This is a genomic window from Phyllobacterium endophyticum (assembly GCF_003010935.1).
Lineage (GTDB): Bacteria > Pseudomonadota > Alphaproteobacteria > Rhizobiales > Rhizobiaceae > Phyllobacterium > Phyllobacterium endophyticum.
This window is the reverse complement of record NZ_PGGN01000003.1, coordinates 1-15,502: the sequence shown is the minus strand read 5'-3', so window position 1 is coordinate 15,502 and position 15,502 is coordinate 1. Positions and strand designations below refer to the sequence as shown.

14 protein-coding genes and 1 pseudogene are annotated in these 15,502 nt (G+C 57.5%); 5 read left to right on the top strand and 10 right to left on the bottom strand.

Features of this window, described 5'->3' with window-relative positions; translation table 11 throughout:
- Nucleotides 1-15: 15 nt before the first annotated feature.
- From hutC to CU100_RS14200, 8 genes are all read right to left on the bottom strand, one after another.
- On the bottom strand, nucleotides 16-747 hold the full coding sequence (hutC, locus tag CU100_RS14235) for a histidine utilization repressor (protein ID WP_106717297.1): 732 nt from the start codon (nucleotides 745-747) through the stop codon (nucleotides 16-18).
- 31 nt (nucleotides 748-778) lie between these two features.
- Nucleotides 779-1,801 (bottom strand): zinc-dependent alcohol dehydrogenase, encoded by a 1,023-nt coding sequence (locus CU100_RS14230; RefSeq protein WP_106717296.1) that lies wholly within the window; start codon nucleotides 1,799-1,801, stop codon nucleotides 779-781.
- A 13-nt stretch (nucleotides 1,802-1,814) separates the two neighbouring features.
- Nucleotides 1,815-3,137: a histidinol dehydrogenase gene (gene hisD / locus CU100_RS14225; RefSeq protein ID WP_106717295.1), complete on the bottom strand. Its 1,323-nt coding sequence runs from the start codon at nucleotides 3,135-3,137 to the stop codon at nucleotides 1,815-1,817.
- 45 nt (nucleotides 3,138-3,182) lie between these two features.
- A complete protein-coding gene (locus CU100_RS14220; RefSeq protein WP_106717294.1) occupies nucleotides 3,183-3,983 on the bottom strand; it encodes an ABC transporter permease in 801 nt (266 codons plus the stop codon).
- Nucleotides 3,980-4,912 (bottom strand): ABC transporter permease, encoded by a 933-nt coding sequence (locus CU100_RS14215; protein WP_106717293.1) that lies wholly within the window; start codon nucleotides 4,910-4,912, stop codon nucleotides 3,980-3,982. The genes CU100_RS14220 and CU100_RS14215 overlap by 4 nt, the downstream gene beginning before the upstream one ends.
- A 73-nt stretch (nucleotides 4,913-4,985) precedes the next feature.
- Nucleotides 4,986-6,116: an ABC transporter substrate-binding protein gene (locus CU100_RS14210; RefSeq protein ID WP_106717292.1), complete on the bottom strand. Its 1,131-nt coding sequence runs from the start codon at nucleotides 6,114-6,116 to the stop codon at nucleotides 4,986-4,988.
- A gap of 33 nt (nucleotides 6,117-6,149) precedes the next feature.
- Nucleotides 6,150-7,298, bottom strand: a complete 1,149-nt coding sequence (locus tag CU100_RS14205) for an ABC transporter ATP-binding protein (protein WP_245419030.1) — start codon at nucleotides 7,296-7,298, stop codon at nucleotides 6,150-6,152.
- A gap of 124 nt (nucleotides 7,299-7,422) precedes the next feature.
- Nucleotides 7,423-8,196: an SDR family NAD(P)-dependent oxidoreductase gene (locus CU100_RS14200; protein ID WP_106717291.1), complete on the bottom strand. Its 774-nt coding sequence runs from the start codon at nucleotides 8,194-8,196 to the stop codon at nucleotides 7,423-7,425.
- A 142-nt stretch (nucleotides 8,197-8,338) separates the two neighbouring features.
- Here CU100_RS14200 and hisC point away from each other — a divergent pair, with 142 nt between their 5' ends.
- On the top strand, nucleotides 8,339-9,481 hold the full coding sequence (gene hisC / locus CU100_RS14195; protein WP_106717290.1) for a histidinol-phosphate transaminase: 1,143 nt from the start codon (nucleotides 8,339-8,341) through the stop codon (nucleotides 9,479-9,481).
- A 285-nt stretch (nucleotides 9,482-9,766) separates the two neighbouring features.
- On the opposite strand, the gene CU100_RS14190 is transcribed toward hisC, so the two are convergent.
- Both CU100_RS14190 and CU100_RS14185 read right to left on the bottom strand, forming a co-directional pair.
- A complete protein-coding gene (locus CU100_RS14190; protein WP_106717289.1) occupies nucleotides 9,767-10,363 on the bottom strand; it encodes a dimethylsulfoniopropionate lyase in 597 nt (198 codons plus the stop codon).
- A 48-nt stretch (nucleotides 10,364-10,411) separates the two neighbouring features.
- Nucleotides 10,412-12,448: an oxidoreductase gene (locus CU100_RS14185; protein ID WP_106717288.1), complete on the bottom strand. Its 2,037-nt coding sequence runs from the start codon at nucleotides 12,446-12,448 to the stop codon at nucleotides 10,412-10,414.
- Nucleotides 12,449-12,596: 148 nt separating this feature from the next.
- On the opposite strand from CU100_RS14185, the gene CU100_RS14180 reads away from it, so the two are divergent.
- The 4 genes and pseudogenes from CU100_RS14180 to CU100_RS14165 all read left to right on the top strand — a co-directional run.
- Nucleotides 12,597-13,241 (top strand): TetR/AcrR family transcriptional regulator, encoded by a 645-nt coding sequence (locus tag CU100_RS14180; RefSeq protein WP_106717287.1) that lies wholly within the window; start codon nucleotides 12,597-12,599, stop codon nucleotides 13,239-13,241.
- Nucleotides 13,238-14,041, top strand: a complete 804-nt coding sequence (locus tag CU100_RS14175; RefSeq protein ID WP_106717286.1) for a pyrroline-5-carboxylate reductase family protein — start codon at nucleotides 13,238-13,240, stop codon at nucleotides 14,039-14,041. The genes CU100_RS14180 and CU100_RS14175 overlap by 4 nt, the downstream gene beginning before the upstream one ends.
- 62 nt (nucleotides 14,042-14,103) lie before the next feature.
- Nucleotides 14,104-15,105, top strand: coding sequence for an ABC transporter substrate-binding protein (locus CU100_RS14170; RefSeq protein ID WP_106717285.1), 1,002 nt, complete (start codon nucleotides 14,104-14,106; stop codon nucleotides 15,103-15,105).
- A 96-nt stretch (nucleotides 15,106-15,201) separates the two neighbouring features.
- Nucleotides 15,202-15,502: pseudogene (locus CU100_RS14165) on the top strand (proline/glycine betaine ABC transporter permease); the annotation flags it as partial.

Genomic DNA, 15,502 nt, shown 5'->3' with positions numbered 1-15,502 from the left:
CCGAAGTGGCGCCGGCTACTTCCTGCGACTTGGCCAGTACCGGCTTCCCAGGGAGTAGCGGGATCCGGCATAGGTAAACCGGTTTACCGTGACCACGGCATCGCCTGTCCAGGTCCGGCGCTGTAGCAGAAGACAAGGCTCGCTGGGGGTTAGTCGCAGGTAGTCGGCAATGGTCTTATCTGCGGCAATCGCGGATATGACATGCTCGATTTCGGTGACCGGCGTTTGCCGCTGGAGATATTCGAAAGTGGTTTGGTTGTTGAAATCCTGTTGGTCATAGTCCGGTGCAAGATCAGGATTGACAAACCGCTCCTCAACTTGAACCGGTTCGTCATTCTCGAAATGGACGACAATGGAATGATAGACCAGCCGGCGCTTCTTGAATTCAAAGGCAGTCGTGAGGGCTGGCGGCGTCATGAGCGTTTCCAAAAGAAAGACCTTCGCATGATGCCGGTGACCGCGGGCTTCTATTTCCGCGGCAATATTATTGATCTCGAGCAGGTCGGATTTCGCCTGCGAGGCGGCAACGAATGTGCCGACGCCCTGTATGCGAACAAGGACGCCGACCGAGGTCAGTTCCCGCAGGGCGCGATGGATGGTCATGCGCGAAACACCAAGTGCAGCGACCAGCTCGTTCTCGGATGGAAGCCGCTGGTCCTGACCCCATTGACCACTTCCAATGTTCTGCAGAACATAGGTCTTCACCTTCTCATAAAGCGGGCTGGCATTGTCGGGTAGGTTGATCATTTTTGGCAGCGCATTTTCAAAAAGTTCTGTGTCATTGCGGCAATCCGCCCATTCGAATGATCGTTTTCAGTCCTTTGCTCTGGCCGGTGATCAGCCGATCATATGCCGCCGGAACGTCACGCAGAGCGATTTCGCTGTCGATCAGTTGCCGCAAATCGTCAGCGTATTCATGCAGTAGCTTGATGGCGGCAGGCAATTCATCGCAAAAGGCATGGCAGCCGACGAGGCTGATTTCACGCTCCACCAGAAGGTTGGGATCGATGTCCATGGTTTTGTGGAATATGCCGACCAGAGCGATAGTTCCTCCACTGGCCACAAGATCAAGCAACTGCGCAAGAACGGCAGCATTGCCGGTTGCCTCCACAGCACCCAAGAGCGGTGCACCGCCGGTTGCAGCCTCAATGCAAGCCGTATCCAGTTTGACGATCCGCGCGCCGGTGACGCGCGCGACAAGCTCCGCACGCTCGGCGTTTCGGTCAGTGACCAGTACAAGGCCGTCGTGACCGCGTGCCAGGAGCATGGCGATCAGCCCTCCAATGGGGCCGCAGCCGGTGACAAGGACAGGAGAGCCCGGCTGCAGCGACAATCGTTTAACCGCGTGCAGCGCCACGGCAAGGGGCTCGGCCATCGCTGCGATCGACGGATCGATCGTCTCGTCGACTTTGTGCACAAGCCGCGCCGGCAAAACGATCTCTTCGGCAAAGCCTCCATCACAGATTTCACCGACAAAACCCAGCTTGGAGCAAAGATGCCGGCGTCCGGCATGGCACGAGCGGCACTCGCCACACCAGAAGCGGGAATCGGCGACAACAAGATCGCCTTTGGCAAAACCTTCAACGCCGTCGCCAAGCTCCAGCACCTCGCCTGTCAGTTCATGACCGGCTGTTGAGGGTGTGCGGGAAATCCATTGCCCGGTCCGGTAGTTATGAAGATCGGATCCGCAAATTCCAGCAGCAATTGTCCTGATGCGCACCCAGCCCTGTCGCGGGTTTGCGGGTGGGGCAATTTCCTCGAACCTGATATCGCCGGCCGCATAAAGCCTTACCGCTTGCATGGTCGTCTCCCCTTCATCGGATAAGCGGATCTCGAACTTCCGAAATAGCGTTTTCGTGCGCGCTGAAGCCTTCATACTTGGCGAGCCGCCGCGCATATTTGGCCAGTTCCGGATAAGCGGAGGACGTGACGTAGCCTATGGAGGAGCGTTTGACGAAATCCGTCACGGAAAGTGGTCCATAGGTCCGGGCCCAGCGACTCGTTGGAAGAACGGCGTTGGGGCCCAGGACGAAATTTCCAAGCGTGACAGGCGTATGCTGGCCCATCAGAATTTCGGCGGCTTGTGTGATTGATCCAAGATGGCGGAACGGCTCGGTCGAAAGAATTTCCAGATGTTCCGGCGCATAGTCATTGACGAAGCGGTAGCTTTCTTCAAGCGTTGGCGTCAGCACAATGCCGCCGGACGCTCCGGTCAGCACTGTGCGTGAGAAATTGACGCGCTGTTCGCTCATCCTTGACCAATGATCCGGCAGTGCTGCGCGAGCGGCCTGTGCAACCTCAGGGCTATGGGTGACGAGATAGGCGGATGAATCAGGACCGTGTTCTGCTTCGATGAGCAGATCCAGAGCGGCGAGACGACCATCAATCGTCTCATCGGCAAGGATGATTGCCTCGGAAGGACCCGCCGGCAGTCCGGTATCAATCACATCGGCGAGAAGCTTTTTCGCCGCAACGACCCATGGACTGCCGGGCCCGACAATCTTGATGGCGGGACGCACGGTTTCGGTGCCGTAGGCGACCGCCGCCACAGCCTGGGCTCCGCCACATTTGTAAACCGTCTCCACGCCGGCAAGACGCGCGGCCACCAGTGTCGCAGCATCGACCGAACCATCAGGGGTCGGCGGCGTGACAATGGATATGTGCGGCACACCTGCAACCACAGCCGGAACGCAGGTCATCATCGTCACGGAGGGAAATGCACCCTTGCCGCGCGGAACATAAAGCGCGACGGATGAAATCGGCGTCCACCGGTCGCCGGCATAGGCTCCGGGGCGAATTTCCTTGAGCCACATCGGCTCGGGCTTTTGTTCCTCGTGGAAGCTGCGGATATTACCAATACCGAACTTGATCGCTTCGATGACTTCCGCATCCACGTTGGCAAAAGCTGCGTCGAATTCTTGCTCACTCACCTTGAGACTGGCGGCCGTGACATTGGCCTTGTCGAGTTCGCGGGCAAGGCGAACAAGTGCTGCGTCACCCTCCTGCCGCACGGCCTCAATGATCGGGCGAACCTTTTCAGTGAAGCTCGAAAGGTCAGCTTCGGACCGCTTCAGGAGATTGGCGCGGACTGTCGCGCCCACTGAAGCGAGTTCATAATAATTGCAGATTTCAGACATGGCATCCCTGTTCGTTTGAATTGGAGACCGAACGCGTGGTTCTGCTCACTTGGACTTGAGAAAGACATCCAGACCGACGAGCCGATCGAGGATGGTGATGGCGAGAGCGGCGCAACCGATGAACACCACTGAGATGGCAGCAAGATCCGGGGTGATGATGGAGCGTATCGAATTGTAGATCTGCACCGGAAGCGTCACGATGCGGGCATCGACGAGAAGCAGGCTCACCAGAAACTCGTTCAGCGCCAAAATGAACATCAAGAGCGACCCGGTGATCACTCCGGGTGTAACAGCTGGAAGGGTCACCAACAGGAAGGTCTGCAGCGGCGGCGCGCCGCAATTGGCGGCGGCGAGCTCCAGGTCGGGGTCAAGGCTGCCGGCGCTCGCGGTGACGGCCCATATCATGAAGGGAAGATTGATGACACAGCATGCAATGCCGACCGGCCACAATTGCCCGAGGATACCGGCGTTGCCGAAAATGAGCATCAGGCCAATTCCCGATCCAATCAGCGGAATCGTAAAGGGCAAGAGCAGATAGATCTGCAGCGCTTTTTCGAAACGTACGGCATATTTGGCCAAGGCAATTCCCGCCAGTGTGCCGACCGGTATCGCGACGAGAGTGCAGATAAGGGCGACATAGAGCGAGCGCAGGAATGCTTCTCTAAGGTCCGTTGCCTGCGCAATCGAAGCATACCACTTGAGCGACAATCCTTGCGGCGGGAACGTGATCATGTTGCCTGCGGTGAAGGATGCCCCAAGCACGACAAGCGTTGGTGCAGACAGGACCACGACTGAAATCATGACGAGTGTCCAGAGGAAAATGGTCTTGCCGCGCGCCGTGGTCATTGCTTTGCCCTTCCCATTTGCAGCGTGCCGGTGCCGACCAGCGCGAAGACGATGGCGACGAGGGTCGAGCCCGCGGCAACCAGAAGCAGCGCAAGCGTCGCACCGAGACCCTGGTCGGAGGTGCGGAAGAACTGGTCATAGATCGCATTGGCAATGAAATCCTGCGAACCGCCGCCAAGGATGGCGGGGATGGCGAAATCGGTCAGTGACAGCGTCATCACCACCAGTCCCGCACCGACAAAGCCGGGACGCGCCATGGGAAGGACCACATGGATGAAAGTCTGTATCCAATTGGCACCGAGCGATTCGGCCGCCGCCTCGGTCTCCTCCGGTATCGCAGTTACTGCCGGAGCGAGCATCAGAACCGCGAAGGGCAGCATGTATTGGATGAGACCGAAAAGCACAGCGGGATAATTATAGATGAGCCTGAATGGTCCGATACCCAAAAAACTCAGTGCTTCGTTGACCAGGCCCTGATTGCCAAGGATGATCAGCCAGCCATAGGCGCGTACAACCTGGCCGATGAAGAAGGGCAGGAAGAGCGCTATCAGCAGTATTTTTCGCAATGCTGCGGACTTGGTTCGCACCATCACGTAAGCATAGGGCAGAGCAAGGACAAGCGTCATGGCGGTCACGATCAGCGATCCCGCAAAGCTCTTTACGGCTACATTTCTGAACAAGGGTTCGGAAAGCGCCCGGCGGAAATTGTCGAGCGAATAGCTTTCGGACATCAGGAAGGTCGTTGTGTCGAGCGTTCTGAGGCTTCCATCCGCAACCTGAAAAAGTCCAAGCACCAGAAGCCCGACCAGAAGGACGGCCGGAGCCAGCATGAGATAAGGCGTTATGCCCGCCAGCCGGCGCGGGAAAACCTTCTCTAGTCCCGTCTCCAGGACATCGAGCAGTCGCCAGGTCAAAGGATATGCGCGCATAGGACCCCGTTTCCATCGTCAAGGCGGTCATCCCTCCGGTGTCTTGACCGGCACCGGAGGGAAGCTCGATAGCTCAGCTTTGCATGATTGCCTTGAACTTGCCGAACCAGGCACTTTCGTTTTCGACCTGTATCTTGTTGGAGACACGAATGAGATGCTTGAAATCTTCCGGCGTCGTCGGGTAGGAGGGATCGCCGACCAGGTCGGCGGGCGGCGTCAAACCGGGTACGACCCCCGGCAGGCCGAGCCCGTCCAGCCATACCTGCTGGGCATCCTTGGTAAGCGCGTGATTGATGTACTGCTTGGCCCAATAGAGTTCATTTTCCGGCAGGCCCTTGGGAATCCACAGGCCATCGGTCTCAAACTTTGCTCCCTCCTGCGGCACGACCCACTTGATATCCACTCCGTTCTTCTTGGCCTCACGTGCGTTGGTCGAAATCGTGCAGGCAAGATCAATCTCGCCATTCTGGAACCAGTTGGTGAAATCCGGATCTTCACCCAGCAGCGGGCGCTGCTCTTTGACCTTGGTGATGAAGTCCCAGGCCGGTTGCATATTGCCGGGGATATCCTCGACCTTGCCGCCGCCGGCGACCTGGGCCGGGAAATGGAAGCCTATCCCGTCATTGTAGAGAGCAATACGGCCCTTGAACTTCGGATCGAGCAATGCCTTCCACGAGGTGGGTGGGCCATCTGGAAAAGCGCTTGGACGATAGGCCAGCACATAGACATAGCCGTAGGTATTGACGATCGGATAGCCATCAAGGCCGACCGGCTTTGCAAGCTCTGTCACCGTGGCAAGGTTGGACAGATCGGAAAGGTCCTCGGTCACGCCGCGAAGCGCCGATTTGGTGGCATTGGTGGTCGTATCCCAGTTAACGTGGATGGGCGGCACCCGCTTTTGCGTGACCGCGGCCCAGACCTTGGGCTGAATTTCGTTGTCTTCGGTCAAATCATGACGCACGGCAATGCCGGTCAGTTTCGTGAAGCTGTCGGAAACGCCCGCCTTGAGACTGTCGACCCAGCTCCCGCCCCAGGCCCGTACGATAATTTCCTTGGGTTTTTCCGGTTCAGCGGCAAATGCACGGGGCAAAGAGACCGTAGACAGGCCCGCGCCCGCAAGGGCAGCCACCGAGCCGAGCGAGGCGGTCGCGCCCAGAAACCGGCGACGCGTCAATTCTAACACTGGATTTTTCAGATCTTTCATTTTCATTCTCCTCTGGATTGCCGGTTTTCCGGATTATTCTGCGAAAACAAGTACGTCCCGCGCGTTCCAGCCAACGAACACTCGGGCTCCGGCCTCGAACTCGGCATGTTGCGACGGATCGTGGTCGAAGACGCGGATGGTGGCGTCCTGAAGGGAGGCAAGCCTGACCTCATAGACGACGCGCTCGCCCTCGAAGATGACATCCATGACGGAACCTGCGACAGTCGTTTGCAGATCATCGAGACGATCCGGCGTTGCGGCCACCCGAATTTGCTCGGCGCGAACTGCACCCTTCACGCTCTGGCCGGCGCTGGGTCGCACATCGGTGGCGACCCAGCGGCCACACAGCGGCTGAGTGCCTGCGATAAAGGCGACTTCAGAATCGGTAACGTCAGTCACCGAGCCGGACAGGAAATTCGTCACGCCGATGAAACCGGCCACGAAAGAATTGCTCGGCTGCCTGTAGGTGGCCGATGGTTTGGCATTTTGCTGGATGCGCCCCTTGTCCATGACGATGATCTCATCCGATACGACGAGAGCCTCGCGCTGATCATGCGTGACATTGATCGTCGTCACGCCAAGCTCGCGCTGGATGCGGCGGAATTCAAGCTGCATCTCTTCACGCAATTTGCGATCAAGCGCCGCCAATGGTTCATCGAGAAGCAGCAGATCCGGCTCGAAAACAAGGGCGCGGGCAATCGCTATGCGCTGCTGCTGGCCCCCGGAAAGCTCGTGTATGCGGCGGTTGGCGAACCCGCCGAGCTTCACAAGGTCGAGGTATTTAGCCACTCTGGCAGGAATGGTGCGGGCATCAAAGCGGCGCATTTTCAGCGGGAACGCAACATTCTGCGCGGCAGTCATGTGGGGGAACAAGGCGAGTTTCTGGAACACCATCCCGATCGAACGCTTATTCGGCGGCACGTGGCCGACAGGGATACCGTTGATGGCGATTTCACCGCTCGTCGGCGCCTGAAAGCCTGCAATCATCCGCAGCAATGTTGTCTTGCCCGAGCCGGAGGGTCCAAGGATCGTCAGGAATTTGCCTTCTTGCAAATCGAAAGAAGCGTCATCCACCGCGCGGTAGTCGCCGAAAACCATGTTGACGTTGCGCACAGATACGGCTGTTGAGCCAACAGGCCCTTCAACAGCAAGACGATCCAAGCCAGTTTCGGCAACCGCCATATCGTTCCCTTTATTATCGTCTTTGGCCTCAATTGACCGGATCACAAAGTCCTTGTCAACAAAAAGTATATACAACTACGTACAAGATCATCTGCAGCTTCCAGGCCCCTTTGGGCGCGGCAGGTCAGACTGACGCGAGGTAGCCCCCGTCCACTGCGATGCACTGCCCGGTGATATATCTTGATGCATCGGATGCAAGGAAAACGGCTGTTCCCTCAAGGTCGCTTAGATCGCCGAACCGGTTCAGGGGTATCTTACCAAGCATTGCTTCTTGCCACAGAGCATTTTCATAAAATACGTCCGTCATTGCGGTGCGGAAATAGCCAGGCGCAATGGCATTGACCCTGATGCCGAGCGGTGCCCATTCGGCTGCAAGTGCCCGCGTCATTCCCAAGAGCCCAGATTTCGAGGATCCGTAGGGAACGGCGGTCGGTATGCCGACATGCGACGTCAGCGAACAAAGATTGATGATGACACCGCTGCCCTTGACGTCGGCGATGGACTGCGCGGCGGCTCTTGCACAGAAGAAGGCTCCTTTCAGATTGGTATCAACGATCCGGTCCCACAGAGCCTCATCCACACGCAAGGATGGCCTCACTTCCTCGACACCGGCATTGTTCACAAGCACGTCGAGGCCGCCCAGGCATTTGACAGCCTCCGCCAGCGTCCGGTCAATCGCCTTGACGTCAGTCACGTCCAGCGCGAAGGGAAATGCGGATCGGCCAAGGGCCTGAATGCAGTCACTTGTTTCTTGTAAAGCCTGCTCACTGCGCGCTGTGATCGCCACATCCGCACCAGCGGTTGCGAGAGCCTTGGCAATCGTCTGACCGATCCCCCTGCTTGCGCCCGTGACGAGGGCCCGGCGTCCTGTCAGATCAAATTGTGATAAGTCATTCATATGCCCGGCCTCCCTGTCCGATTGAGTAAGTTGTGCCTCTTAAAAACCGACATGGCAAGCCGTCTTGTATATACAACCATATACAAAGGCGGATTTTCGGGTTAGTCAAGACGACAGGACCACAACACGGAGGATCAACCCCATGATCAATGCTTCCGATCTGGTGCGTGACGAAGTTCACGAACTTGCGCCTTATAATTCCGGCCTGACAGTGCGGGAAGTCAACGAGCGCTATGGCCCTGCGAAGATTGCAAAGCTCGCATCCAACGAAAACCCGTTGGGACCGAGCCCTGACCTTGACAGCATCACCATGGCAGATTCCGATTTGCTCCGCCTCTATCCAGATCCCGCCGGTGTCGAGCTACGTGAAGCGATCGCGGTCGCACTTGACGTTGCCTCGACCCAAATCATTCTCGGCAATGGATCGGAAGAGCTCATCTCCATTATCTGCCGTGCGGTCCTTCGCCCGAGGGATCGGGTCGTAACGCTTTATCCGTCCTTTCCTTTGCATGAGGACTATGCGGCCTTGATGGGCGCCAGTGTCGAACGCGTAAACGTCAAGGGAAACATGTCGGTCGATGTCGACACGTTCGAAAAGAAAATCGCTACGCCTGCCAGGATGGTGATCTTTTCCAATCCGATGAACCCCGTTGGAAGCTGGCTTGCGCCTGCCGAACTCAGCCGCGTGATTGCAGCGGCCGATAAAAACACCCTCATCGTTGTTGACGAGGCTTATGCCGAATATGCAGCCGGCGAGGACTATGTCTCCGCGATTGACCTTCTTAAGGGTTCACGTCGCCCATGGGTCGTGCTGCGGACAATGTCAAAGGCCTACGGTCTGGCCGGCCTGCGCATCGGCTATGGCGTCGTGGCTGATCCGGAATTTCGTTCTTTGCTCGATCGTGTCCGCACGCCTTTCAACGTCAACGCCATTGCGCAGGTATCTGCCGTCAAAGCGCTTGCGGACAGGCAGCACCTGCAACGCGTGGTTACACTTGCAGCAAGCGAGCGCCAACGCGTTCAAGCCTTTCTTTTGGCCAATGACTGGCCTGTCGCAGCCTCGAAAGGCAACTTTCTGTTTTTTGATTGCGCCGGGAATGCCGCCGACTTCGCGGAAGGCCTGTTACGATACGGTGTCATCGTTAAACCGTGGAAGCAGGCAGGATACGAAACATTCGTACGGGTCAGTGTTGGCTCGCCTGACGAGAACAACCAGTTTATGAGCGCTGTGTTGTCGTTGACGTCGCAAGACGTCAGCCATTCCAGCGCTATTGCTGACGGTTGACGCGACCAGCCCTCTTGGACCGGGCAGGAGGATCTGCCCAGCTCGGATTGCATGGTCGCCCGAGACCCAAGAGGATGGCCGGTGATCTCCCGTTCCGCAGGTGGGCGTCCGGGTAATGACCACTTAAACTTGCGCGATCCTGCCTTGGAATGGATGAGGGGGAAGTCGAAAGTCTGCGCATCGCTTGGCACCGCATCATGCCTTCCAGGTCATCATGAAGGCGGTTTCGTGCCCAAGGACGTTGCCGCCCAATGGGCGATACGAACGTCCCCGTTGACTCTGCCGTCACTGGTCATCTTGTTTCAGCGCCCAAAAAGCTAACAGCGGCGCATCGGTTGACCTCATGGCGTGTTTGATTTCGGGGACGTTATAGAAGGAGCCGCCGACGCCCGGTGAAAACCACCCGCCATCGCCTTGACGGAACTCACCGGGTGACAGGACGAGATATACCTCTTCGGGTGCGTGATTGTGATCCGGATAGCGGACATGTGGTGCCATCAGAGTAACGCCGAGCCAAATATCGCTGCGCTCTTCTAACCCTCCCGGTCCGATGATCATGGCATTGGCGTGCCCGTCAGCGAAATTCTTGCTTGCCGTTGCCTCGTTGGTCCGGCGCCGCCATTCCAGCCGCGGCTCAATTGCCTTGAACCGCGCGATCAGACGCTGAAGTGATTTGTGCGGCGTCTCGATGGAAAGCGCAGCCGCGAGATGGCTGCAAGCGGGTAGCCGCATGCCCATTCCCCGGCGCTGCGGGCAGGCGAGCTCAAGTGCCGCAAAAATCTGAAGAACAGCCACGCGCGCTTTTGTCGTCTGGGCGAACTGATCGAATGCGACGAACGCTGCATCAGCAAACAGTTGCAGGTTGTCATTGCGTTCAATCATTGAAGCACCTTTGGCAAGTTGAAGCGCCGGCGGAGCTGATCCGCAAAGTCAGATATCCTTGGCAATCCGCAGTCCGTCATAGACGGCGGCGTGGGTGTTGCGTGCAGCGACCGCATCGCCGATGCGGAACAATTGGAACGTGCCATGCGGGTTGGACGCGATTGACTGGGGCTTTCCGGCAAGAAGCTGATCATGCGATATTTCACCGAGGTTGCTGGAGAGCGGCTTGAGCTCAAAATAGAGCTCGTCGAGCGGGATTGTTCCATGATTGATGACGATCTGGTCCACTAGCCGCTGCTTGCTGACACCACCGTAGTCACTGCCCACATGAGCAATGATCTGGTTGCCGCTCCTTTCTGCAGCCTCGAGCCGGTACGTCACGGTGAAGGTCACGTCGAGCTTCTGCAGGGCGCGCATATAGGGCACGAGGTTCATTGCCATAACCTCCGGCGCAAACGAGCGATCCGGCGTCATGATTTCGACCTTCGCCCCGGCCGCGGCCAGCAATTCGGCAGCCTGGAGGCCGGCATGATCGCCAGCATCGTCAAAAATCAGAACGTTGGCGCCAGGTTTTACATCCCCTGAAAGGACATCCCAGGCCGAAACGACCAGTTCGTTGCCTTTTGACAAAATCTCGGTATGCGGAATGCCGCCTGTCGCGATGATCACGACGTCCGGATTTTCTGCCAAGACCACGTCCGCTTCCGCCCAGGTGTTGAAATGGAAAGTCGTTGCGAGCTTCTCACACTGGCCCATGCGCCAGTCGATGATGCTGATCATCTCGCGGCGCCGTTCACTTTGCGCGGTCAGGCGTATCTGCCCGCCCGGATCGTCCGCGGCCTCGAAGACCACGACCGCGTGGCCGCGCTCGCCTGCCACGCGTGCAGCCTCAAGACCAGCGGGACCGGCCCCCACGACAACAACTTTCTTGCGCAGGTCCGCCTTCTCGATGCTATGCGGCATGGTCAGTTCGCGGCCGGTTGCGGCATTGTGAATGCAATAGGCCGCTCCGCCCTGATAGATGCGATCGAGACAGTAATTGGCGCCGACGCATGGCCGGATATCGTCCTCACGCTTTTCAATTATCTTTCGAACGATATGCGGATCCGTCATATGGGCGCGCGTCATACCGACCATGTCGACCTTGCCAGCTGCGATGGCGTGCCGTGCGGTTGCGACATCGGGAATCTTCGCGGCGTGGAAAACCGGAAAGTTTGTTGCGGCGCGTATTTCGCCGGCGAAATCCAGATGCGGCGCGTTCGCCATTCCCTGGATCGGGATCACGTCGGTCAGGCCGGCGTCCGTGTCTATATGGCCGCGGATGATGTTCAGGTAGTCAATAAGGCCGCTTTGCTTGAGGCGCTTTGAGATCTCGAGACCTTCTGCCTTGCTGGTCCCGCCCGGGAGACATTCGTCCGCGGTGTAGCGAACGCCAAGGATGAAATCGTCGCCTGCCCGCTTTCGCATTGCCCTGAACACGTCGAAACAAAAGCGCAGGCGATTGTCGAGCGAGCCACCATAGGGACCATCGAGTTCGTTGGTGAGGGGAGAGGTAAATTGATCGATGAGATGGCCGTAGGCCTCCAGCTCGACACCATCCATGCCGCCAGCCTTCATGCGTTCGGCTGCGTCGGCAAAGTCCTTGATGATGCGCTCGATATCCCAGTCTTCAATTTTCTTGGGAAAGGCGCGGTGTGAGGCTTCGCGATGATGCGACGGTGCGACCACAGGCAGCCAATCGCCCTTATCCCAGCGCGTGCGTCGGCCCAGATGGGTGAGCTGGATCATGATGGCCGCGCCTTGATCGTGCACCGCGTCGGTCATGTCCCTGATCCAGGGAACAATCTCGTCCTTGTAGGCAAGAAGATTGTTGAAGACGGGCGGACTGTCCCGCGACACTGCCGCGGAACCCGCGGTCATGGTGAGGGCAACGCCGCCTTTTGCCCGTTCGACCGTATAGGCGCGGTACCGCTCCTTGGGCATCCCGTCTTCCGGATATGCTGGCTCATGGGACGTGACGATGATGCGGTTTCGAAGCGTCAAGTGCTTGAGCTGATAGGGCTGAAGAAGGGGATCGTTCGACATGCGCCTGCCTCCGGATTACAAAACATCTGCACAACCGCTAGGGTTAATGTACATTCATGTCAAGAGCGAGAACACATCAGTCTTCTTTTTTGACATAGATGTACATTTTGGTTGTGCCATGCTTCATATTTTGCTAGGAGGTCATCCCATGGAACAGAGTGTACACGACGGCGGTTGGCGCGGATCGCAGGAAGGGTGGCTGGAAGCGGCCTATGATGCCTTGCTGGAATCAGGCGTTGCTTCGGTGAAAATTCTGCCCTTGGCCAAAAAGCTGGGTCTGTCGCGTACGAGCTTTTACTGGTTCTTCAAGGATCGAGAGGAACTGCTTGCGGCCCTGGTGGCAAAATGGCGCGAGAAAAACACTGGCAACATTGTCAAGCAGTCGCAAGCCTATGCCGAGACCTTGGCAGAGGCGATGCTGAACGTCTTCGACTGCTGGCTCAATGCCGACCTGTTCGACGCGAAATTCGAGTTTGCCATACGCAGTTGGGCATTGAGTTCGCCCGAAATCCTCGGCGAAATCCAAAGGGCCGATCAGGTGCGCCTGGAGGCCCTCAAGCGCATGTTTGTTCATTTTGGCTATTCGGAGCCGACCGCCGATGCGCGCGCCCGAACGACATATCTGGTGCAGATCGGATATATTTCCATGCAATCAAAGGAAGATATCGCGATCCGTATGAAGCGAATTCCTGAATATATCGCCATCTATACCGGCCAAATCCCCCAGCAGAGAGAGCTTGATCGGTTCTTCTCAAGGCACGGCTACAAACCAGATGAGGGGCGAGACAAATGAGCGGATCGGTGCGTATTGGTATTGTCGGCGGAGGTGGGTGGCTCGGGCGAGCAATCGCAGGGTCGATCCTCGAAGCCGGCCTGGCCACTCCCCAGTCCCTTGCCCTTTCCTACCGCAGTCAGCAAGCTGACCGACTTGCCAGCGCTTTCTGGACCACCGACAACCAGGCTCTCGCGGACCGATCGGATGTGATCTTGCTGTCTGTTCGCCCTTTGGACTGGGCGAACCTGCCACTCCACGCCAATGGCAAGCTCGTGATATCGGTGATGGCCGGAATTCGCTTGTCGGCGCTTTCGCAACATCACCATAGCGCACGCGTCGTGCGGGCATTGCCGAATGCGGCGGCCGAAGTCAAAAATTCCTATACGCCCTGGATCGGCTCCAAGGGCGTCACCGACGAGGATCGCGCAATCGTTCGGGCGATCTTTGAGGCCTGCGGAATCCAGGATGAGGTTTCGCAGGAAAGCCATATTGACTATTTGACCGGCTTGACCGGCTCGGGCCCGGCTTTTCCGGCCCTTTTGGCCGCCGCAATGATGAAGGATGCCCTCGCCCATGGACTGCCGGCCGACATTGCCAGTCGTGCAGTCAATACCGTTGTGAAGGGTGCCGGCCGACTTCTGGAGCACCAGGACCAATCCGCCGATGACATCGTGGAAGCCTTTTTAAACTACCGCGGCACGACCGCGGCGGCCATCGAGCAGATGCGCGAGGCAGGGTTCGACCGTGCGGTCGCCACGGGCCTCAAGGCAGCGTTCAGGAAATCGGTGAGCATGGGAGATGCTGCCGAGCACACTTAAGCGGGAAATGCGCGGCGCCCCGCCCTGTCTTTGAACCAGGCCGCAAAACCGAGGGAACAATAATGAAAAAACTACTTGCGTCTACCAGTCTGGCCGTTGGCCTCTTAGGAGGAGCTTCCTTTGCCAGCGCTGCGGAATGCGGCACGATTACAATCGCCAGCATGAACTGGCAAAGCGCCGAGGTTCTCTCCAATCTTGACAAGATCATCCTGAACGAGGGTTACGGCTGCCAGGCAGATATCACGGTCGGTGACACGGTTCCAACGATCACCTCGATGGCCGAAAAGGGCCAGCCGGACATTGCGCCCGAAGCATGGGTTGATCTCCTGCCGGAAATTGTAAAGAAAGGAACGGACGAGGGCAAGATTGTCCAGGTCGGTTCGCCGCTGCCCGACGGTGGCAATCAGGGTTGGTGGATTCCAAAATATTTTGCCGATGCCCACCCTGACATCAGGACCATACCGGACTTGCTGAAACATCGCGAACTTTTTCCTGATCCGGAGGACCCATCGAAGGGCGCGATCTTCAATGGCCCCTCGGGATGGGGTGGCACGCTGGTGACCACGCAACTCTATAAGGCTTTTGACGCGGAAAAGGCTGGCTTCAAACTCGTCGATACCGGTTCGGCTGCCGGCCTCGATGGTTCCATTGCCAAGGCTTATGAGCGCAAGCATGCCTGGGTTGGTTATTACTGGGCGCCGACCGCGCTGCTTGGCAAATACCCTATGGTGAAGCTTGAGGCAGGTGTTCCTCATGACCCTGCAGAGTGGAAACGCTGCAACACCGTAGCCGACTGCCCCGATCCGAAACCCAATGCATGGCCGATCGACACCATCGTGACACTGCTGGCCAAGCCTTTCTCGGAAAAAGCTCCTCCGGAAGTGGTCGACTATCTGAAGAAACGCTCCTGGAGCAACGATACGGTCAACAAGCTGATGGCCTGGATGAGCGACAATCAGGCGACCGGCGAAGACGGCGCCAAGCATTTCCTGAAGGAAAATAAGGACGAATGGACCAAGTGGGTCTCGCCGGAAGCAGCCGGGAAAATCGAAGCTTTTCTCTGATCGTCGCTGTTGCGGTGCGCCAAGGCGCACCGCATCCACTTGCCGATAACGATAAAAAGACGTGCCACGGCTTCTTTATAAACGAGGGGAACCCGCATGGAATGGTTTTACAGATTTCCAAATATGAACGACGACACGTTGCGCAACCTGAAAAAGGCGATGGACGAGGGTTTCAAGGCTTTCACCCGTCAATACGGCGATGTCATCGAGTCGTTTTTTCAGCCCCTGCAATATTTCCTCATTCAAGCAGAACGCTTTATGACGACAACGCCATGGCCAGTGATGATCGTACTCATTGGCGGGATTGCATGGATTGCCAGTCGCAATTGGAAGATCGTGGGCGGGACTATCCTGACCCTCCTCCTGATCGGTTATTTCGATATGTGGAGCGATGCCA